This is a genomic window from Streptomyces sp. NPDC060209, assembly GCF_042728155.1.
Lineage (GTDB): Bacteria > Actinomycetota > Actinomycetes > Streptomycetales > Streptomycetaceae > Streptomyces.
Window position 1 is genome coordinate 1 of sequence record NZ_JBHWZS010000151.1, and the last position, 19,891, is coordinate 19,891.

15 protein-coding genes are annotated in these 19,891 nt (G+C 70.1%); 7 read left to right on the forward strand and 8 right to left on the reverse strand.

Going from position 1 to position 19,891, the window contains the following annotated elements:
- Positions 1-50 precede the first annotated feature (50 nt).
- From ACFWFI_RS25590 to ACFWFI_RS25610, 5 genes are all read right to left on the reverse strand, one after another.
- The gene (locus ACFWFI_RS25590) at positions 51-3,887 is read right to left on the reverse strand and encodes a multifunctional oxoglutarate decarboxylase/oxoglutarate dehydrogenase thiamine pyrophosphate-binding subunit/dihydrolipoyllysine-residue succinyltransferase subunit (RefSeq protein WP_387394424.1); all 3,837 of its coding nucleotides are present in this window, start codon (positions 3,885-3,887) and stop codon (positions 51-53) included.
- Positions 3,888-4,146: 259 nt separating this feature from the next.
- Entirely contained in the window at positions 4,147-5,223 is a 1,077-nt protein-coding gene (locus tag ACFWFI_RS25595) for a HAMP domain-containing sensor histidine kinase (RefSeq protein WP_387394426.1), read from the reverse strand.
- On the reverse strand, positions 5,220-5,957 hold the full coding sequence (locus ACFWFI_RS25600; RefSeq protein ID WP_014154105.1) for a response regulator transcription factor: 738 nt from the start codon (positions 5,955-5,957) through the stop codon (positions 5,220-5,222). The genes ACFWFI_RS25595 and ACFWFI_RS25600 overlap by 4 nt, the downstream gene beginning before the upstream one ends.
- Before the next feature lie 232 nt (positions 5,958-6,189).
- A complete protein-coding gene (locus ACFWFI_RS25605; RefSeq protein WP_387394428.1) occupies positions 6,190-6,876 on the reverse strand; it encodes a spermidine synthase family protein in 687 nt (228 codons plus the stop codon).
- Between the two features lie 101 nt (positions 6,877-6,977).
- A complete protein-coding gene (locus ACFWFI_RS25610) occupies positions 6,978-7,817 on the reverse strand; it encodes a nucleotidyltransferase domain-containing protein (RefSeq protein WP_387394429.1) in 840 nt (279 codons plus the stop codon).
- A 129-nt stretch (positions 7,818-7,946) separates the two neighbouring features.
- On the opposite strand from ACFWFI_RS25610, the gene lon reads away from it, so the two are divergent.
- Positions 7,947-10,385 (forward strand): endopeptidase La, encoded by a 2,439-nt coding sequence (gene lon / locus ACFWFI_RS25615; protein ID WP_387394431.1) that lies wholly within the window; start codon positions 7,947-7,949, stop codon positions 10,383-10,385.
- Between the two features lie 96 nt (positions 10,386-10,481).
- Here the strand turns inward: lon and ACFWFI_RS25620 are convergent, their stop codons facing one another.
- Together ACFWFI_RS25620 and ACFWFI_RS25625 are read right to left on the reverse strand one after the other, a co-directional pair.
- A complete protein-coding gene (locus tag ACFWFI_RS25620) occupies positions 10,482-11,234 on the reverse strand; it encodes a polysaccharide deacetylase family protein (RefSeq protein WP_387394446.1) in 753 nt (250 codons plus the stop codon).
- 181 nt (positions 11,235-11,415) lie between these two features.
- A complete protein-coding gene (locus ACFWFI_RS25625; protein ID WP_387394433.1) occupies positions 11,416-12,255 on the reverse strand; it encodes a lysozyme in 840 nt (279 codons plus the stop codon).
- Between the two features lie 235 nt (positions 12,256-12,490).
- Between ACFWFI_RS25625 and ACFWFI_RS25630 the strand changes: the two genes are divergently transcribed.
- On the forward strand, positions 12,491-12,988 hold the full coding sequence (locus ACFWFI_RS25630; RefSeq protein ID WP_387394435.1) for a MarR family winged helix-turn-helix transcriptional regulator: 498 nt from the start codon (positions 12,491-12,493) through the stop codon (positions 12,986-12,988).
- 51 nt (positions 12,989-13,039) lie between these two features.
- Here ACFWFI_RS25630 and ACFWFI_RS25635 read toward each other — a convergent pair whose 3' ends face one another.
- A complete protein-coding gene (locus ACFWFI_RS25635; protein ID WP_387394437.1) occupies positions 13,040-13,825 on the reverse strand; it encodes a hypothetical protein in 786 nt (261 codons plus the stop codon).
- Between the two features lie 370 nt (positions 13,826-14,195).
- Between ACFWFI_RS25635 and ACFWFI_RS25640 the strand changes: the two genes are divergently transcribed.
- Genes ACFWFI_RS25640 through ACFWFI_RS25660 form a run of 5 tightly spaced genes read left to right on the forward strand, consistent with a single transcriptional unit; the run spans position 14,196 to position 19,838 of the window.
- Complete coding sequence (locus ACFWFI_RS25640; RefSeq protein WP_387394439.1) at positions 14,196-17,045, forward strand: sensor histidine kinase; 2,850 nt, start codon at positions 14,196-14,198, stop codon at positions 17,043-17,045.
- Complete coding sequence (locus ACFWFI_RS25645; protein WP_387394441.1) at positions 17,042-17,521, forward strand: roadblock/LC7 domain-containing protein; 480 nt, start codon at positions 17,042-17,044, stop codon at positions 17,519-17,521. Before ACFWFI_RS25640 ends, ACFWFI_RS25645 begins: the two co-directional genes overlap by 4 nt.
- Positions 17,518-17,931: a DUF742 domain-containing protein gene (locus ACFWFI_RS25650; RefSeq protein WP_103513691.1), complete on the forward strand. Its 414-nt coding sequence runs from the start codon at positions 17,518-17,520 to the stop codon at positions 17,929-17,931. The genes ACFWFI_RS25645 and ACFWFI_RS25650 overlap by 4 nt, the downstream gene beginning before the upstream one ends.
- Positions 17,912-18,562: a GTP-binding protein gene (locus tag ACFWFI_RS25655; RefSeq protein ID WP_387394443.1), complete on the forward strand. Its 651-nt coding sequence runs from the start codon at positions 17,912-17,914 to the stop codon at positions 18,560-18,562. Before ACFWFI_RS25650 ends, ACFWFI_RS25655 begins: the two co-directional genes overlap by 20 nt.
- A gap of 37 nt (positions 18,563-18,599) precedes the next feature.
- A complete protein-coding gene (locus ACFWFI_RS25660) occupies positions 18,600-19,838 on the forward strand; it encodes a styrene monooxygenase/indole monooxygenase family protein (protein ID WP_387394445.1) in 1,239 nt (412 codons plus the stop codon).
- The last annotated feature ends 53 nt before the right edge of the window (positions 19,839-19,891 follow it).

Consider the following 19,891-nt stretch of genomic DNA (forward strand, 5'->3'; position numbering starts at 1 on the left):
CCCGCGAAGATCTCGCGGGGCCGGGCCCTCCGGTGACGTACAGCCGCTGATCAGGCCTCGAAGACCTCGGCGACCAGCTGGGCCTGCTCGGCCTGGTGGCGCTTGGCCGAGCCGACCGCCGGGGACGAGCCGTGCGGACGCGAGATGCGGCGCAGGCGCTCACCGTGCGGCACATCGGCGCCGACGGCCAGGTCCAGGTGGTCGATCAGGTTGAGCGCGATGAACGGCCACGCACCCTGGTTCGCCGGCTCCTCCTGGGCCCAGAGGTACTTCTCGGCGTTCGGGTACTTGGCGATCTCGGCCTGGATCTCCGCACCCGGCAGCGGGTACAGACGCTCCAGACGGATGATCGCCGTCTCCGTGTCGCCGCGCTTCTCGCGCTCGGCGTCCAGGTCGTAGTAGAGCTTGCCGGAGACGAAGACGACCTTGCGGACCGACTCGGCCTTGACCGTCTCGTCGCCGATCACCGGGCGGAAGCCGCCGGTGGTGAACTCCTCGACCTTCGACGCGGCCGCCTTGAGGCGGAGCATCGACTTCGGCGTGAAGACGATCAGCGGCTTGTGGTGCGGGTTGTGCACCTGCCACCGCAGGAGGTGGAAGTAGTTCGACGGGAGGGTCGGCATCGCGACCGTCATGTTGTCCTGCGCGCACATCTGCAGGAAACGCTCCGGGCGGGCGGACGAGTGGTCCGGGCCCTGGCCCTCGTAGCCGTGCGGGAGCAGCAGGGTGACGCCGGACGTCTGGCCCCACTTCTGCTCGGCCGAGGAGATGAACTCGTCGACGACGGTCTGGGCGCCGTTGACGAAGTCGCCGAACTGGGCCTCCCAGATCACCAGGGACTCCGGGCGGGCCAGCGAGTAGCCGTACTCGAAGCCCATCGCCGCGTACTCGCTGAGGAGCGAGTCGTAGACGTTGTAACGGGCCTGGTCGTCGGAGAGGTAGAGCAGCGGGGTGTAGTCCTCGCCGGTCTTCTGGTCGACGAGCACCGCGTGACGCTGGCCGAAGGTGCCGCGGCGGGTGTCCTGGCCGGCGAGCCGGACCGGGGTGCCCTCCATGAGCAGCGAGCCGATGGCCAGGGTCTCGCCCATGCCCCAGTCGATCGTGCCGTTCTCCACCGAAGCGGCGCGGCGCTGCATCTGGGGCATCAGGCGCGGGTGCACCGTGATGCCGTCGGGGATGTTGACCTGGGACTCGGCGATCAGCTTCACGACCTCCGAGGAGACCGCGGTGCCCACCGAGACCGGGAACTCCGCCTGCACGTCCGGGACATGCGGCTGGGACGGCGCCGAGGTGGCCTCGCGGACCTCCGCGAAGACCTTCTCCAGCTGGCCCTGGAAGTCCTGGAGTGCCTGCTCGGCCTCTTCCAGCGTGATGTCGCCGCGACCGATGAGGGACTCGGTGTAGAGCTTGCGCACCGAGCGCTTCTTGTCGATCAGGGTGTACATCTGTGGGTTGGTGAACTCCGGGTTGTCGCCCTCGTTGTGACCGCGGCGGCGGTAGCAGATGAGGTCGATCACGACGTCCTTGTTGAACGTCTGCCGGTACTCGAAGGCGAGCCGCGCGACGCGGACCACGGCCTCCGGGTCGTCACCGTTGACGTGGATGATCGGCGCCTCGATCATGCGCGCCACGTCCGTGGCGTACATCGAGGAGCGCGAGGACTCCGGGGCGGCGGTGAAGCCGACCTGGTTGTTGATCACCACGTGCACGGTGCCGCCGGTGCGGTAGCCGCGCAGCTGCGACATGTTGAGCGTCTCGGCGACGACGCCCTGGCCCGCGAAGGCCGCGTCGCCGTGGAGCGCGACGGGCAGGACCGTGAAGTCCGTGCCGCCCTTGTTGATGATGTCCTGCTTGGCGCGGGCGATGCCCTCGAGGACCGGGTCGACGGCCTCCAGGTGCGAGGGGTTGGCGGCCAGCGAGACCTTGATCTGCTCGCCGTCCAGGCCGGTGAAGGTGCCCTCGGCGCCCAGGTGGTACTTGACGTCGCCGGAGCCGTGCATCGACCGCGGGTCGAGGTTGCCCTCGAACTCCCGGAAGATCTGCGCGTACGACTTGCCGACGATGTTCGCCAGGACGTTCAGCCGGCCGCGGTGGGCCATGCCGATGACGACCTCGTCGAGGCGGGCCTCGGCGGCGGAGTCGATGACCGCGTCGAGCAGCGGGATGACGGACTCGCCGCCCTCCAGCGAGAAGCGCTTCTGGCCGACGTACTTGGTCTGCAGGAACGTCTCGAACGCCTCGGCGGCGTTGAGGCGGCGCAGGATCCGCAGCTGCTCCTCGCGCTCCGGAGCCGGGCGCGGACGCTCCACCCGGTCCTGGAGCCACTTGCGCTCCTTCGGCTCCTGGATGTGCATGAACTCGATGCCGGTGGTGCGGCAGTACGACTCACGCAGGACGCCGAGGATGTCGCGGAGCTTCATCATCGTCTTGCCGGCGAAACCGCCGACAGCGAAGTCGCGCTCCAGGTCCCACAGGGTGAGGCCGTGCTCGGTGATGTCCAGGTCGGGGTGCTTGCGCTGGCGGTACTCCAGCGGGTCGGTGTCGGCCATCACGTGACCGCGGACCCGGTAGGAGTGGATCAGCTCGAAGACCCGCGCGGCCTTGGTGACGTCGTCGTCGTGCGAGGCGTCGATGTCCTTGAGCCAGCGGACCGGCTCGTAGGGGATGCGCAGCGCCTTGAAGATCTCGTCGTAGAAGTCGTTCTCGCCGAGCAGCAGCTGGGCCAGGACGCGCAGGAACTCGCCGGACGCGGCACCCTGGATGACCCGGTGGTCGTACGTCGAGGTCAGGGTCATGACCTTCGAGATGCCCAGCTTGTTCAGGGTGTCCTGCGAGGTGCCCTGGAACTCCGCCGGGTAGTCCATCGCGCCGACGCCCATGATGAGGCCCTGTCCGGGCATCAGGCGGGGCACCGAGTGCACGGTGCCGATGCCGCCGGGGTTGGTCAGCGAGGCGGTGACACCGGAGAAGTCGTCCATGCCGAGCTTGCCGACGCGGGCACGGCGGACGATGTCCTCGTAGGCCTGCCAGAACTCGAAGAAGTTGAGCGTCTCGGCCTTCTTGATGGCCGCGACGACGAGCTGGCGGTCGCCGTTCGGCTTCACCAGATCGATGGCCAGACCGAGGTTGATGTGCTCAGGCTTGACCAGGGTCGGCTTGCCGTCCTTCACCGCGAAGGAGTTGTTCATCGACGGCATGGCCTTGAGGGCCTGCACCATCGCGTACCCGATGAGGTGCGTGAAGGAGATCTTCCCGCCGCGGGCCCGCTTCAGGTGGTTGTTGATGACGATGCGGTTGTCGAAGAGCAGCTTCACCGGCACGGCGCGGACGGACGTGGCCGTCGGCAGTTCCAGGGAGGCGTTCATGTTCTTCGCGACGGCGGCCGAGGGGCCGCGCAGCGTCACGTACTCCGGGCCGGCGGGGGCCTCGGCCGGGGCGTCCGCCTTCACGGGCGCCGGGGCCGCCTTCGCGGGCGCGGCCTTGGCAGGGGCGGCGGGAGCCTTCGCCGGAGCTGCCGGAGCTGCCGGAGCTGCCGGAGCGGCTGCCGCGGGCTTGGCCGGGGCCACCGGGGCTGCGGCCGGAGCCTGCGCCGCGGGCTGGGCCGGGGCGGCGTTGTTCACCGTGTTCGTAGCGGTGGCGGCCGGAGCCGGGGTCACCGCTCCCGCAGGTGCGGGGACGGGCTTGTCCGCCGTGCCGGACGTACCCGGCTTGTAGTCGGCGAAGAAGTCCCACCAGGCACGGTCGACCGAATTGGGATCCTGGAGGTACTGCTGGTAGATCTCGTCGACGAGCCACTCATTGGGGCCGAAAGCGGCGGCCGGGTTGGACCCGGAGCCTGCTTCTTGATCGGTCGAGATGCTCGAGTTACTGGGGGACTGAGACGACACGGCGGCAACCGCCCTCTTCCGCTTCACAAGGTGATGGACAGCGGAAATCAAGGCTACGCCTCCCGAGCCGTTACGTGCAGGCCGGGCCGGTCTTCGTCGTGCACATCACATCGGAAGCCGGGTTTCGGCGCATGAAATGGCGGGAAACAAGCAGGGTTCCACTGCCCTTCGGGTACGCGAGGCCAGTGCTACGGCCCCCTGGACCGTATCTCTTTCCCGGACGGGAGGAGAAATGAGTCCCTCCGCTTCGAACGCAGGGTCAACCCTGCGTTCGTACGTCCCCCGGAAGGGTGACCTGGATGCGGCACCCACGGGCGGATTCGGCCACCCCGATCCGGCCGCCGTGCAGATCCACCGCCCATCGGGCGATTGCGAGCCCCAGCCCCGTACCGCCGTCGCTGCCCGGGCCGTGCGGGGACGGGGCCTGGCCGCGGTTGAAGCGCTCGAAGACCCGGTGGCGCTCCGCTTCCGGGATGCCGGGCCCCTCGTCGATGACCTCGAGCTCCAGCGACTCGGGATACTCCCCGCGCCGCGCCAGCACCGTGACCCGGCCGTGCGGCGGGCTGTGCTTCACGGCGTTGTCGATCAGGTTGGCGACCACCTGGTGCAGGCGTTCCGCGTCCGCGTGCGCCGTCAGCTCGGGTGGCGAGACGTCGAGATGCAGATGGACGTCGGTACGCGAGTGATTGCCCGAACCGGAGGAGAGCCGGCGCTGCGAGGCGGCGAGATTCGCTTCCTTGAGGACGCCCGACAGGTACGGCCAGACCTCGAAGCGGCGCGCCTTGATCGCCACCACGCCGTTGTCCAGCCGGGAGAGGTCCAGCAGGGTCTCCACCAGTCTGCCCAGGCGTTCGGTCTGTTTGAGCGCCGTACGCATCGTCTCCGGATCCGCGGCGGACACCCCGTCCACCACGTTCTCCAGGACGGCTCTGAGCGCCGCGATCGGTGTGCGCAGCTCATGGGAGACGTTGGCCACCAGTTCCTTGCGGTGCCGGTCCTCCGCCTCCAGATCGTCCGCCATGCGGTTGATCGTCTGCGCCAGGTCGCCGAGCTCGTCACGCCGCCCGGCGCCGCTCACCCGTCTCGTGTAGTCGCCGTGCGAGATCGACCGTGCGACGGCACGCATCTCGTCCAGCGGCGCGGTCAGACCGTGTGCCACGAACTGGGTGATCAGCAGAGTGGCGATCACCGAGAAGACCGTGATGAACCGGAATTCGGTCCTGGTCCGCAGAGCGACGATGAGCAGCCCGGTCGTGATGAACACGGAGACCACCACGAGCGTGCCCAGCTTGGCCTTGATCGAGAAGGGCCGCAGTCCGGAGCCGGGCCGCGTCATGGCGCGGGTGTCTCCAAGGCGTAGCCGACGCCGTGGACGGTGCGGATCCGCTCGGCGCCGATCTTCCGGCGCAGAGCCTTGATGTGGCTGTCGACCGTACGGGTCCCGGAGGCGTCCGCCCAGTCCCAGACCTCGGCCAGCAGCTGTTCCCGGGACAGCACCGCGCGCGGTGTGTTGGCCAGGCAGACCAGCAGGTCGAACTCGGTCGGGGTGAGGTGGACGTCGTCGGCGCGCACCCTGACGCGGCGCTGCGCGTGGTCGATCTCCAGCTCACCGAGGCGCAGGATGCCGCTGCGCGGCGTCACCGCGGCCAGTGCGGCCCGCTCGACCCGGCGCAGCAGGACGTGCACCCGCGCCGCCAGTTCCCGCATGGAGAACGGTTTGGTCATGTAGTCGTCGGCGCCGACCCCGAGTCCGACCAGCATGTCGGTCTCGTCGTCGCGTGCGGTCAGCATCAGCACCGGCACGGGCCGCTGGGCCTGCACACGACGGCAGACCTCCAGGCCGTCGAAGCCGGGAAGCATGATGTCGAGCACCATCAGGTCGGGCTGCCAGGCCTCGGCCGCGTCAACGGCCGCCGGCCCGTCCAGTGCGGTCTGCACCAGGAAGCCCTCGGCCCGCAGCCGGGCGGAAATGGCGTCGACGATTGTCGCGTCGTCCTCTACCACCAGTACCCGGCGCTGAGCCCCGGGGGTGGCCGCGACGCCGTTGTGGGTGGTGTGTGTCTGTTCCATCGCCCCGCCCCTGCCCGTTCTCGCGGAGGCCATTCCTCCGGAGGCACGGTTATCGCTTGTGGATTTCGTCAGTGATCCCTTGTGACGGTCAGCAGCGTAAAGGCAGAGGAGGCCTCTCGGCTACGCAGGGTGTTGTCCGTCGTGAAGGTGTTACCCACGGGAAGGAGGCGGATCGGCGGACTTGTGACGCCCGATCCGTGGTGGGACCGGGTTGTGCATACCGGGCGGGGGTTCAATTGCTCCGGAGTGCGAGATGGACCACGTCCGGTACACCTCGGGCAACGGCTACTTCTTCGGTCCTTACTGCGTGGAATCCGGCATTCCGCAAGGCCTCCTCGAAGTCGGCGGACGGCTGCGCGGACCACACGGCGAGCACTCCACCGGGCGTCAGGCGCGCGTGGCAGGCCGCGAGACCGGCCGGCGAATAGAGGCTCCCGTTGTCCTGGGTGACGGTCCAGTCGGGGCCGTTGTCGATGTCCAGGCACAGTGCGTCGTAACGCTCCGTGGTCGTGCGGAGGTGGGCGACGAGATCCGTACGGAGGACCTCGGTGCGCGGATCGGCGAGGGCCGCCCCGGAGATCCGGCCGAGCGGTCCGTCGAGGTGCCAGTCCACGATGGCCTGCTCCCGCTCGACGACCGCGATCCGGCCCCAGCGCGGCCGGGCGGCGGCCCGCACCAGCGAGAACCCGACGCCGAGCCCGCCGATCAGCACCGACGGGTCCGGCCGGCCGGGAGGCAGGGCGGCGAGCGCCGCGTCGATCAGCAGCCGCTCGGACCGCCCGTCGGAGGTGTCCATCAGAAAGCATCCGTTGGCGATGATCTCGAAGTCCTCGCCGCGCTCGCGCAGGACGACTTCACCGAAGGGCCCTTCGCGCCGGTCGAGGACGACGGGGCGGTGGGCATCCGAGGCGGGCAGCATGGGCGCGGTCTCCGGTCTCCGGCGTGTGGTTCCGGGTCTTTCCTGCGGGCCACTGATCTTCCCTCGTCACGGACCTCGCCGACCAGCCGATTTCCGCGTTCTCACTCTCCGGTGCGGGGTGTCTTCGTGCCGTGGGCCGCGGTGTATTCGGCGGCCAGCCAGGGGCCCAGGTCCTCGATGAACATCGCCAGTACGGCCGGCTCCGGCGACGGGGTACGCGCCGTGGCGGCGGCCGCCCGGACCTGAGAGGCGCGCTCCGGGTGGTCCGGGTAGTGGCGCGCGAACAGTTCGGCGGACCGGTGCAGATCGCTCGTCCAGCCGCCCCAGCGCGGCATGACCAGCGTGAACGCCGACCGGACTAGGCGGCGTGCCACGCCCCGGCTCAGCCGCATGCGCTCCTCGTCCGTCGTGGCACCGGCCGCGCGGGCGCGCCAGCGGGGGACCAGGAGCGCCAGATCGCCGTTCGTCTCACGGGCGAGCAGCGATGTGGGGCGGTAGCGGGGCAGACGCGCGGCCAGGTCCTCGCCCAGCAACGGTGTGCACAGGCAGGCGATGAAGAACCCCCCGTCGTCGCGTTCCGCCTCGCTCAACAGCGTCCGGACGGGAGAGAGGAGCAGGCCGACGCCGTCGATCACGGGAAAGGCGGAGTCCAGGGCGGCCCCGGTCTCCTCCGCCGCCGCCCTGTCCGGGCCGGTGGGCCCGTCGTGCAGGGCGACCAGCAGGTCCAGGTCGGACACGCCGGGAATGGCCGTGCCCCTCGGGATGCTGCCGTAGAGGTAGGCGCTGTGCAGCCGCTCGGGGCCGAACGCCTCGGTGATGCGGACGCGGGCCGCTTCGACCACCGGGGCGAAGTCCGCGTGTACGTGTTTCAGCGAGCCCTCGCGGCGGATCGTCCCGTCCGCCGCGAGCCCTTTGTCCTCGGTGCCGGTCGTCTCGCCCATACGCGGAGCTTCGCAGGTGGGAGCGTGGCCGGGACGCTGATCGCTGAGAGCGAACGCAGCATGGGGAACATTGCAAGGCTCACAAGCATTGAGCCCACATAGCTCAACTTGCCTGCCGAAGGGGAGATCATGACTGCAGGATCCAATGCGTCCAAGGCGTCCACGCCGATCGACCTGCCTGTGCTGCCGCTCGACGACGAGGTCGTACTGCCCGGAATGGTGGTGCCGCTCGACCTGTCGGACGCGGAGGTGCGCGCCGCCGTGGAGGCCGCCCAGGCCGTCGCGCGGCCCGGGGGCGGCAAGCCCGAGGTTCTGCTCGTGCCGCGTATCGACGGGAACTACACCGGGACCGGTGTCCTGGGCACCGTGGAGCAGGTCGGACGGCTGTCGGACGGGGACCCTGGCGCCCTCATCCGGGCCCGTGACCGGGTGCGGATCGGTGCCGGGACCAGTGGGCCCGGCAACGCGCTGTGGGTGGAGGGCACCCGGATCGACGTATCCCTGCCCGACCCCCTGCCCGGCTCGGCCGCCGAGCTGGCCAAGGAGTACAAGGCCCTCGCGACCAGCTGGCTGAAGAAGCGCGGTGCCTGGCAGGTCGTGGACCGGGTGCAGCAGATCGAGGACATCTCCTCCCTCGCCGACAACTCCGGTTACTCGCCCTTCCTCACCACCGCCCAGAAGGTCCAGCTGCTTGAGACCGCCGACGCGGTCGCCCGACTGAAGCTGGCCATCCAGTGGCTCGGCGAGCACCTCGCCGAGCAGGATGTCGCCGAGTCCATCGCCAAGGACGTCCAGGAGGGCGTCGACAAGCAGCAGCGCGAATTCCTGCTGAGGCGCCAGCTCGACGCGGTGCGCAAGGAGCTCTCCGAATTGAACGGTGAGCCCGGTTCCGGCGCGGACGAGTCCGACGACTACCGGACGCGCGTCGACGCCGCCGACCTTCCCGAGAACGTCCGCGAGGCCGCTCTCAAGGAGGTCGAGAAGCTGGAGCGCGCCTCCGACCAGAGCCCCGAGGGGTCCTGGATCCGGACCTGGCTGGACACCGTCCTGGAGCTCCCCTGGACCGAGCGGACCGAGGACGCGTACGACATCCGCGGTGCGCAGGAGATCCTCGACGCCGAACACGCGGGCCTGCAGGACGTGAAGGAGCGCATCACCGAATACCTCGCGGTGCGCAAGCGGCGTGCCGACCGCGGGCTCGGTGTGGTCGGCGGCCGGCGCGGCGGTGCCGTGCTCGCGCTGGTCGGTCCGCCCGGCGTGGGAAAGACCTCGCTCGGCGAGTCCGTGGCGCACGCCATGGGGCGCAAGTTCGTCCGGGTCGCTCTCGGCGGTGTCCGGGACGAGGCGGAGATCCGGGGCCACCGGCGTACGTACGTCGGCGCGCTGCCGGGACGCATCGTCCGGGCGATCAAGGAGGCCGGTTCGATGAACCCGGTCGTCCTGCTCGACGAGATCGACAAGGTCGGCTCGGACTTCCGGGGCGACCCGGCGGCCGCCCTGCTCGAAGTGCTCGACCCGGCGCAGAACCACACCTTCCGCGACCACTACCTGGAGGTCGAACTCGACCTCAGCGACGTCGTGTTCCTGGCCACGGCCAACGTCCTCGAATCCATTCCGGAGGCCCTGCTCGACCGCATGGAGCTGGTCACGCTGGACGGCTACACCGAGGACGAGAAGGTCGTCATCGCCCGTGACCACCTGCTCCCGCGCCAGCTGGAGCGGGCCGGTCTGGAGAAGGACGAGGTCGGCCTGGACGAGTCCGCCCTGCGCAAGCTGGCGGGTGAGTACACCCGGGAGGCCGGGGTGCGGAATCTGGAGCGGGCCGTCGCACGGCTGCTGCGCAAGGTCGCGGCCCAGCACGAACTGGGTGACCGGGACCTCCCGTTCACGGTGTCGGAGCAGGACCTGCGGGGCCTGATCGGCCGGCCGCACCACGTACCCGAGTCCGCCCAGGACCCCGCCGAGCGCCGCACCGCGGTGCCGGGCGTGGCCACCGGGCTGGCGGTGACCGGAGCGGGTGGCGACGTGCTGTTCGTCGAGGCGTCGCTGGCCGACCCGGAGACCGGGGCGTCCGGACTCACTCTGACCGGTCAGCTCGGCGACGTGATGAAGGAGTCCGCGCAGATCGCCCTGAGCTTCCTGCGCTCGCACGGTGCGGAGCTGGAGCTTCCCGTCGCGGACCTCAAGGACCGGGGTGTGCACATCCACTTCCCGGCGGGCGCGGTCCCCAAGGACGGCCCGAGCGCCGGCATCACCCTGACGACCGCGCTGGCCTCGCTGCTCTCCGGGCGGCTGGTCCGTACGGACGTGGCGATGACCGGTGAGGTGTCGCTGACCGGACGGGTGCTGCCGATCGGCGGTCTGAAGCAGAAGCTGCTGGCCGCCCACCGCGCGGGCATCACCACAGTGGTGATCCCCCAGCGCAACGAGGCCGACCTGGACGACGTCCCGGCCGAGGTCCTCGACACCCTGGAGGTCCACCCGGTCACCGATGTCCGCCAGGTGCTGGAGATCGCGCTGGCGCCGGCCGCGGCCAGGGCGCAGGACAGGATCCCGGCCGCCGCGTAGGCGTCACGCTGTGACGGACGTGGCATCACGCCGACGGCCGGTACGGACGGCCCGCCCTCCTTCGGGAGGGCGGGCCGTTCCGCGTGCCGGGGCCGGTCAGGGGCGGTACACCGTGCCGGGCTCGGGCTCCGCCGGTGCCATCAGCTGAGGGACGGTCACGAAGGTGTAGCCCCGCTCCTTCAGCGTGTCGATGATGCCCGGCACCGCGGGGACCGTGCCCTTGTAGATGTCGTGCAGCAGGATGATTCCGTCCTTGCCGGCCTGGTCGAGTATCCGCTTCCTGATCAGCGCGGAGTCGTTCGTGGAGTAGTCCTTGGCGGTCGCGCTCCACAGGACCTGCGACAGCCCGAGCTCCTCGCAGACCCCGGAGACGGTGTCGTCGGTGCGGCCCTGCGGAGGGCGCATCAGCCGGGGCTTCTTCCCGGTGATCCTCTCGATCGCGAGCTGGGTCTTCTCCAGCTCGGCCCGTATCTCCTCGGGTTTCTTCCCGGTCAGGATCTCGTGCGACCAGGTGTGATTGGCGACCTCGTGCCCCTCGGCCTCGATCCGCCGCACGGTCTCGGGGTGCTTCAGGACATGGTTCCTGCCCAGCAGGAAGAACGTGGCCGGCACCCTCTTCTCCTTGAGTACGTCCAGGAGATGCGGGGTGTCCTCGGCCGGCCCCGCGTCGAACGTCAGCGCGATGCACTTGGCCTTGCGGCAGTCCACCGGCCCGAACGACCCCTTGGCGTCGGAGGCGGCGTCGGCCCGCGCGGATCCGGGAGCCGTGGTCTGCATCGCGCAGCCTCCGAGCGTCAGTGTGAGCACCGTCACCAGGGCGGCGGCCAACCCTGAACCGAACGGCGTCATCTTTCCGGGCACAACAGACACGGCGCGTCACTTCCCCATCGCTCGGCCACACACCGGCGGTGCGGCACGGCGCGACTATACATAGCGTGTATACGCGGAGTGCATAGTGGGGTGTGGCACAGCGCTGAGCCCCGGTGACCTGGGGCTCGTCACCGGGGCTCGGCGCTGCGTCGTGCGAGGGTCAGCCGTTCGCGAGCGCCACCACGCGGTCGAGCGCGCCGTTGAAGTGGTTGTGGTCGCCGACGGTGGGGCCCGACGACGTGTACTGCCACATCGTGTAATAGCTCCAGCCGGCCGGGAGTTCGCCGACCGTGGTGTTGTAACGGGCCACCCAGAGCGGGTTGGTGGCGCCGAAGCCCGCGTTGTTGCCCGTGCAGTCCTTCCACCAGCTGGTCGCGGTGTAGATCACGGGGTCGCGTCCGGTGCGCGCCTTGTAGGTGTTCACGAAGTCGCGGATCCAGGCGACCATGCCGGCCTGGGTCTTGCCGTAGCACTGCGCGCCGTACGGATTCCACTCGATGTCCAGGACGCCGGGCAGTGTCCTGCCGTCCCTGGACCAGCCTCCGCCGTTGTCCACGAAGTAGTTCGCCTGGGCGGCGCCGCTGGTCGTGTCAGGAGTGGCGAAGTGGTAAGTGCCGCGGATCATGCCGACGTTGTAGGAGCCGGTGTACTGCTGCGTGAAGTACGTGTTCTTGTAGTACGTCCCCTCGGTGGCCTTGACGTAGGCCCACTTCACGCCGCTGTTCCACAGGGTCGACCAGGCGACGTCGCCCTGGTGGCTGCTGACGTCCACGCCTTCGGTCTGGACGGCGTTCGTGCCCGTCGGGCTGCCGCCGCCCTGGCCGTCATGGGCGATCACGCCCTGACCCATCCTCGCCGTACCCCGGTCGGGGACGGCGGTGCCGGCGGCGGACGCCAGGCCGGGCAGTGCGAGCAGAAGGGCGAGGGCGGCGAGGATGGTGCCTGCCGCGAAGAGGTGGGGGCGGCGGGGTGCTGCGGTTCCGGATCTGTGCACGGGCATTGCGTGCCTCCGAGGCTCGGTGGGGGAGCTCATGGCCCAGGAGCGGGTGCGGGACACTCCTGCGGTGCGTGCGCCGTGGTGTGGACATGCCATCCGCGGCACTCACGAAGCTACGCACGTAGACCCGCGCTCCGGAAGGGGGCCTGGCCACTGCCGGAGGTCTACGCCTGCGAAATACTGGCCCAGCTGCGGCGATGGCCGGAGTTGAAAGAAAGTTTCATCGGCGGGAAAGCGTATGAGGGGTGCTGACGTGCACGGGAGCGGAAGCGGCGGTGAACCCGGTGCGACGGCCGGAAGTGGTGTGGACCATGAGTTCCTCGCCCTGGAGCGGGAGCTGGCTGTCTTTCTGCGCCGGGCGCGGGCCAACTCGGGGGAAATGGCCCGCGAGGTCCATCCGGATCTGGAAGCCGCGGCTTACGGGCTTCTCGTACGGCTGGAGTCGGCGGGGCGGCAGCGAGCCACGGATCTCGCCGCCTACTTCGGAGTGGGCAAGGCGACCATGAGCCGCCAGCTGCGGGCTCTGGAGGGTCTCGGCCTGGTGGCGCGGGAGACCGACCCGGCGGACGGCCGCGCCTCGCTCGTCCACCTCACGGAGGATGGTCTCGCGCGCTTCCGGAGCGTCCGGGACGCCCGTCGGGGCCGGTACGCCCGCAAGCTCGCGGGCTGGGACCGGGCCGAGGTGGCGGAACTGGCGCGCCTGCTGCACCACTTGAACGAGCGCGCCGAGGAGTGAGGCCCCGGACGGCCGGCGCCGGACGGTGCCGGCCGTCTCCGACGGGGATCGCTACAGCTCGACGAGGAGCGCGGTCGCGTCGTCATGCGTCTTGCCGCGACGCAGGTACACGCGGTCGGTGTCGGCCCGCTCCAGCTCCCTGACCCGGCCGATCAGCCCCTGCGGCCCCTCCTTGCGCAGCACCCTCAGGGCGGCCGTCCAGTCGCCCTCCCGGAACTTCTCCGTCCAGCGGCTCGCCCCGTCGGTCAGCGCCGCCAGCGCCCGGACCTCCGCCCGGGGGGTCTCGCCGGTCACCGCGCGTGACGACACCAGGGGGTCGGCGGCCGCCGTGAAGAAGCCGCCCTCCTTGTTCCGTGCGCGCGCGTCCGCGATCTCCTCCGAGGCGAGCGAGCCCGGCGGCAGCCGGTCGAGACGGTCGTCGAGCAGCGGACGGACCGTGCCGTCGGGCGCCTCGACGAGCAGGACCGAATCGGAGAGCACCAGGTGCTCGACCCGCTCGTGGTCCCAACGCGCCAGGACCACCGTCGCCTGAGGCGTGCGCGGGTGAGAAAGGTCACACAGGGAACGGTGTGTGTCGGCGGTGCGCCGGATGGACGCCGAGAGGATCTCGGTCAGTGTCAGATCCCGCCGCGAAGCGGACAGTTCGGCCAAGGCGCCTCCGAGCCGCGCGGTGAACCACGGAACCGAGTGCACACAGCCGTCACTGCCCAGGGGCGGCGTGACGCCGTCCAGCAGAACGAGGGCGCCACCCTGGCCCGCTGCAGGGACGGCGGTCGATGCCCAGTCCTCGTTGGGGCGTTCGGGGCTGCCCGGCTCGGTGGCGAGTTCGATACGCATCCGGCCAGTCTGCACGATGTCTTCACGGGGCCTGCACGATCCCCTGGTTGGACCGTACCAGCAGGTCAGGCGGCCCTCGATGGCGGAATCCAGGGCTCCGTGCATATGCGGGCGGGCATACTGCCAAAGCCTGGCCCGAAGTTCCACCCGGTGGTCCGTGCATGCCCTGCCGCGCCTGTGGGGAGACTTGTTCGCCAACTCCGGAGTGCGGTTCACTCGTTCGAGTGGCGGAGCGGTTGATGCACGGCCCCCTCTCAAAAGCGCTGGAATGGTCGGAAGCCGTACGGCGCACAAATGGGCGGGGTGTCCATTCACGTGACCGTGCGTCACCTCTGCTTCAAGGGCGGACGAGTCAAGATTGCGAGCACCGGTGCAGAAGAAGCGGCCTCGGAGCAAGGACAGCACGCGCGAGGAGTCCGGGGCGATGCCTCAGGCGGCGGGTGCCTCCAAGCGGACCGTACGGGTACGCAGCCGGCTCGTCGCCGGCGTTGCGGTCGTAGGGATCACCGTCATCGCCGCGGGCGCCCCTGCGGCCCTCGGCGCGTCCTCCGATCTCAACGAGTCCCAGCGGCTGGTCACGCTCGCGGAGCTGAACCAGCAGGCGATCACCCTCGCGCACTCCCTCGCGGACGAGCGCGACGAGGTCACCGCCCACATCGCGGGCGGCCGTGAGGACGAGGACGGCAAGGACGGCACGACGAGCCCCGCTGCCCGCGTCGACCAACAGGTGGACGAGATCCGGGAGGCCGCCCCTGCCGCACTGCGCAGGGACCTCGCCACCATCCCCTCGCTCCGCCGGACCGCCCTCACCGGCAAGGGCTCGGCGATGGAGGCGTACCAGGCGTACTCCGAGGTCATCGCCAAACTCCACGACCTCGCCGACGAGCTCGCGGAGAAGACCCCGCCGCGTGCCGCCGACGCCACCCGGGCACCGCTCGCCCTCGGCGGCGCCGTGGAACAGGCCTCCGCCACCAGGGGGCTGCTGCTGGCCGCGCTCGCCGTGCCCGGCACGAAGCCGCAGCAGGAGCAGATCGACCCCTTCACCGGTCTGCCCGTCCAGAGCCAGGACGGGGGCGACAGTGAGGGCGACCGCAACCGTGACGAGCTGAGCGCCGCCGCCCAGCAGGCACGGGTGCGCGAGCTCGCCTCGCTCGCCGAGTTCGACCAGGCCGCCGGGCCCTCCGCCCGGGACAAGCTCGCCTCCACGGTCACCGGCTCCGAGGTCACCAGCGCGGAGAAGTACCTCACCCGCTTCACCGACCGCCCGGAGCTGTCCGACGCCGACCGGGGAGCCGACCCCGGGAAGGTCGAGGCGGCGCTCTCCGCCCGGATCGACCGCATGCGCGGAGTCGAGTCCGCGCTGGGCACCGCACAGGTCAAGCGACTGGAAGCGCTGCGCGACGACGACGTCACCGCGCTGGAGCTCCGTCTCGCCCTGCTCGGCGGCTGCCTGCTGGTCGCCATCGGCGTCTCCACCGCCGTCGCCCGCACGCTCACCCAGCCGCTCGCCGTCCTGCGGATCGGGGCAGGCCGCATCGCCTCCGAGCCCGAGACCGCCGAACCGGTCCGCTACACCGGGCGCAACGACGAGTTCGCCCAGGTCGTACGGTCCATCAACGCCCTGCACGGCAAGCTGCACGGGCTGCACCACGATGTCACCGGCCGGCTCGAGAGCATGCAGACCGAGCGCGGCGAGCTGATCGCCGGCCGCGAGGCCCTCACGCTCCAGCGGGCCGAACTCCAGGTCCGGGTGGCGGAACTCACCGGGCAGCTCGAGCGGCTGCGGAACACGGTGCACCACACCTTCGTCAATCTGTCGCTGCGCACACTCGGACTCGTCGAGCGCCAGCTCGGCGTCATCGAGGGCATGGAGGAGCGCGAGCAGGATCCGGAGCGTCTCGCGACCCTCTTCAAGCTGGACCACATGGCCACCGTCATGCGGCGCCACAGCGAGAACATGCTGGTCCTCGCGGGGACCGATCACAACCAGGGGCACGTGGGCCCGATCCCGCTCGTCGACGTCCTGCGCGCCGCGGTCAGCGAGATCGAGCGGTACGAGCGGGTCACCATCCAGTCCCTGCCGCCGCACGCCCAGATCGCGGGCTTCGCCGCCGACGACGTGAGTCACCTCGTCGCCGAACTCCTGGAGAACGCGACCTCCTTCTCCCCGCCCGACTCCCATGTCGAGCTCTCCGGCTGGCTGCTGGAGACCGGGGAGGTGATGCTCTCCGTGCAGGACGAGGGCATCGGCATGTCGGCGGTCCGGATGAGCGAGCTGAATGCCAGGCTGGCCGACCCGGCGTCCTTCGAGGCGGGCGAACAGGCCGCGGACGGGGCCGGGCTCGGTCTTCAGGTGACCTCGCTGCTGGCGGCCCGCCACGGCGTACGGGTGCAGCTGCGCGAACAGAAGGGGAGCGGGGTGACCGCGGTCGTCGTCCTTCCGCAGGCGCTGCTGCCCAAGGCGCCGCCCGCGGCTTCCCCGCCGCCCGTGCCGCTGCCGGGGGACGCGCCCACGCTGAATCTCCCGGGCTCGGTCGCCGAGGCCAACTCCAACGCGCTGCCGTCCCGTTCGGCCCTCCCCGCCGGAGACCCCCTGATCGCGGCCGCGGAGCGGACCCTGCAGGCGGCGGGTCCGCAGGCCACGGAGGCGCAGCCCGACACGGCACAGCACGCGTCGCCGGAGCCCGCGGCGCCCGCCGCCGGGCCCGCCCCTGGGGCAGGCCCCGTCGCCGAACCCGGGATCCGCGAGGAGTCCGAGGCCGAGACCACGATGCAGGTCCGTCTCCCCGTGCAGCAGGACGCGCCGAGTCCGTACGCCATCGGACCCGACCGTCACGAGCGTGCCGCCGACACGAACCCCGCGACGGCTCCCGCCCCCGCTCCGGCCGCCGACGCCCTTCCGGGCCCCCGGCAGCCGCTGACCGGACTGGGCGAGGAGGTGCCCGACCCGGCACCCCTGCCCGGGCGCATCACGGACAAGGGGCTGCCCAAGCGCACCCCCAGGATCGCCGCACCTCAGTCGGCCCCGGTCACCGAACGCAAGGGCAGCCTGGACAAGGAGGCCCTGCGTCGCCGCCTCGGCGGTTTCCACCAGGGCGCGAAGAACGGCCGCCGCGATTTCGAGGCAGAGACCACCGACAGCGGCCCACAGACCGACCACGACCGTACCGACGGTCGTATCGATGAGACGGGGGACACAGTCGAGGAGGCACGCAGTTGACTGCGCCCAGCACATTCGGGCTGAGCACCGAGGCCCGGAACCTTCACTGGTTGCTGAGCAATCTCGTGGAGGAGGTGCCAGGGGTCCATTCCGTCACCGTCGTCTCGTCCGACGGGCTGATGCTGCTCTCCTCGGACCCCGGTCTCGCGACGGCCAAAGCAGCAGGACGGCAGACGGGCCCCAAGGGTTCCAGCGCCGACCTCGCCACCATCGTCTCCGGCATCGGGTCCCTCACGATCGGCGCCGCCAAGCTGATGGACGGCGGTGGCGTCAAGCAGACGATGGTCGCGATGGAGGAGGGCAGCGTCTTCGTCATGTCGATCAGCGACGGTTCCCTGCTCGGTGTGCACGCCACCCCTGACTGCGACATGAGCGTCATCGCCTACCACATGGCGCTCTTCGTCGGCCGTGCCGGACACGTACTCACCCCCGAACTCCGCAGTGAGCTGCGCAAATCGATGGAGAGCACCCAGTGACGTCAGCTGCTGAACCCGTACGAAAACTCCCCGTCAGGGGTGCCGACCGCAAGGCGGCACGGGTCCGTCCGTACTCCCTCACCGGCGGCCGGACCCGCTTCGGTCACGTCCTGCTCGTCGAGACGTTCGTCGCCGCGCTGGACGCTCCGGAGGAGCGCCGCGAGCTCACGAACGGCAATCTCGCCTCGCGGGTCATGCCGGAGCTCCACGCCATCGTCGAACTCTGCCGTCGTATGCGTACGGTCGCGGAGATCTCGGCCCTGCTGAAGATGCCGCTCGGCGTGGTCCGGGTGCTGCTCAGCGACTTGGCCGACCAGGGAAAGATCCGCGTGTACGGAACCGGTCACGGCACCGGCCAGCCCGACCGCGCGCTGCTCGAAAGGGTGCTCAATGGACTCCGCCGTCTCTGAGGCGCCGCTCTTCACTCCGCGTCAGCGGGGGCCGCAGGCCCGGCCCGACGAGTCGGTACAGGCCTGGCAGCTAGACCACACACGCGCGCCGATCGCGACCAAGATCGTGGTCGCGGGCGGGTTCGGCGTGGGCAAGACGACCTTCGTCGGCTCGGTCTCCGAGATAACCCCGCTGCAGACCGAAGCGCTGATGACGCAGGCCAGTGAGGAGACCGACGACCTCACGGCCACGCCCGACAAGGTCACCACGACCGTCGCGATGGACTTCGGCCGCCTCACGCTGGACGACGACCTCGTCCTGTACGTCTTCGGGACGCCCGGGCAGCAGCGCTTCTGGTTCATGTGGGACGACCTGGTGCGCGGCGCGATCGGCGCGGTCGTCCTGGCCGACACGCGGCGCCTCGCCGACTGCTTCGCGGCGCTCGACTACTTCGAGAGCTGCGGCCTGCCCTACATCGTCGCCGTCAACCACTTCGAGGGAACGACCGGTTACGAGGAGGACGATGTCAGGGAGGCCCTGACCGTGCCTCCGCACGTGCCTGTTGTGATCATGGATGCGCGTAAGAGGATCACCGTCGTCGAGTCGCTGCTCGCCCTGGTGGGCCACGCGCTCGACGTCGCCCCCGATTAACGACAGACGCACCCAGTACACGTAACGGAGAACCGCGATGCGGAAGATACTCATAGTCGGAGCCGGACAGTCCGGCCTCCAGCTGGCCCTCGGGCTCCAGTCCAGAGGGTACGAAGTCACCCTGATGTCCAACCGCACCGCGGACGAGATCCGGTCCGGCCGGGTCATGTCGACGCAGTGCATGTTCCACACGGCTCTCCAGCACGAGCGCGACCTCCAGCTCAACTTCTGGGAGTCGCAGGCCCCGAGGATCGAGGGTGTCGGTGTCTCGGTCGCCGGGCCCGACTCCTCGCGCGTCATCGACTGGGTGGGCAAGCTGGACGGCTTCGCCCAGTCCGTCGACCAGCGCGTGAAGATGGCCGGCTGGATGGAGACCTTCGCCCAGCGCGGCGGTCAGCTCGTCATCCACGGTGCCGCGGTCTCCGACCTCGACTACTTCTCCCGCACGTACGACCTGGTGATGGTCTCGGCGGGCAAGGGCGAGCTCGTCTCCATGTTCGGCCGGGACGCCTCCCGTTCGCCTTACGACGCCCCGCAGCGCGCACTGGCCGTCGCCTACGTCCACGGTCTGGGCCCGCGCCCGGAGCACCCGGAGTTCGACGCGGTGCGGTGCAACCTGGTCCCGGGTGTCGGCGAACTCTTCATCATGCCGACCCTGACGACGTCGGGCCGCGCGGACATCCTGTTCTGGGAGGGCATCCCCGGCGGTCCGCTCGACGCCTTCCAGGGCATCAAGGACCCCTCGGAGCACCTGGCCAAGACGCTGGAGCTCATGGAGAAATTCACCCCGTGGGAATACGCGCGCGCCACCAAGGTCGAGCTGACCGACGCCAACGCCACGCTGGCGGGCCGTTACGCCCCGACCGTGCGCAAGCCCGTCGGCCGGCTTCCCGGCGGCGGTCTGGTCCTCGGTGTGGGGGACGTGGTCGTCGCCAACGACCCGATCACCGGACAGGGCTCCAACACCGCGTCCAAGTGCGCGCACTCCTACCTGCACTCGATCCTCGAGCACGGCGACCGCCCGTTCGACGAGGAGTGGATGGAGGCCACGTTCGAGCGGCACTGGGAGAACACCCAGCACGTCGTGAAGTGGACGAACGCGATGCTCGGACCGCCGCCGGAGCACGTGCTGAACCTGATCGGCGCGTCCGGTCAGCTCCAGCCGGCCGCGGACCGGTTCGCCAACGGGTTCAACGACCCGGCGGACTTCGACAACTTCTTCTTCGAGCCGGAGAAGACGAACGCGTACCTCGGCTCGCTCACCGGGGGCCAGTAGGCGCTCGGCCTGCTGAGCAGCGGTCATCGTCGGTGAACGGTGGTGTCTGTGGC

Excerpts from the sequence above, each read along its gene's own strand:
- ACFWFI_RS25605 (WP_387394428.1), bottom strand. The coding sequence starts at position 6,876 with ATGCTGCCCGCCTCGGATGCCCACCGCCCCGTCGTCCTCGACCGGCGC.
- ACFWFI_RS25660 (WP_387394445.1), top strand. The coding sequence starts at position 18,600 with ATGCGGAAGATACTCATAGTCGGAGCCGGACAGTCCGGCCTCCAGCTG.
- ACFWFI_RS25600 (WP_014154105.1), bottom strand. The coding sequence starts at position 5,957 with ATGGAACAGACACACACCACCCACAACGGCGTCGCGGCCACCCCCGGG.
- lon (WP_387394431.1), top strand. The coding sequence starts at position 7,947 with ATGACTGCAGGATCCAATGCGTCCAAGGCGTCCACGCCGATCGACCTG.
- ACFWFI_RS25620 (WP_387394446.1), bottom strand. The coding sequence starts at position 11,234 with ATGACGCCGTTCGGTTCAGGGTTGGCCGCCGCCCTGGTGACGGTGCTC.
- ACFWFI_RS25635 (WP_387394437.1), bottom strand. The coding sequence starts at position 13,825 with ATGCGTATCGAACTCGCCACCGAGCCGGGCAGCCCCGAACGCCCCAAC.
- ACFWFI_RS25655 (WP_387394443.1), top strand. The coding sequence starts at position 17,912 with ATGGACTCCGCCGTCTCTGAGGCGCCGCTCTTCACTCCGCGTCAGCGG.
- ACFWFI_RS25630 (WP_387394435.1), top strand. The coding sequence starts at position 12,491 with ATGAGGGGTGCTGACGTGCACGGGAGCGGAAGCGGCGGTGAACCCGGT.
- ACFWFI_RS25625 (WP_387394433.1), bottom strand. The coding sequence starts at position 12,255 with ATGCCCGTGCACAGATCCGGAACCGCAGCACCCCGCCGCCCCCACCTC.
- ACFWFI_RS25595 (WP_387394426.1), bottom strand. The coding sequence starts at position 5,223 with ATGACGCGGCCCGGCTCCGGACTGCGGCCCTTCTCGATCAAGGCCAAG.
- ACFWFI_RS25610 (WP_387394429.1), bottom strand. The coding sequence starts at position 7,817 with ATGGGCGAGACGACCGGCACCGAGGACAAAGGGCTCGCGGCGGACGGG.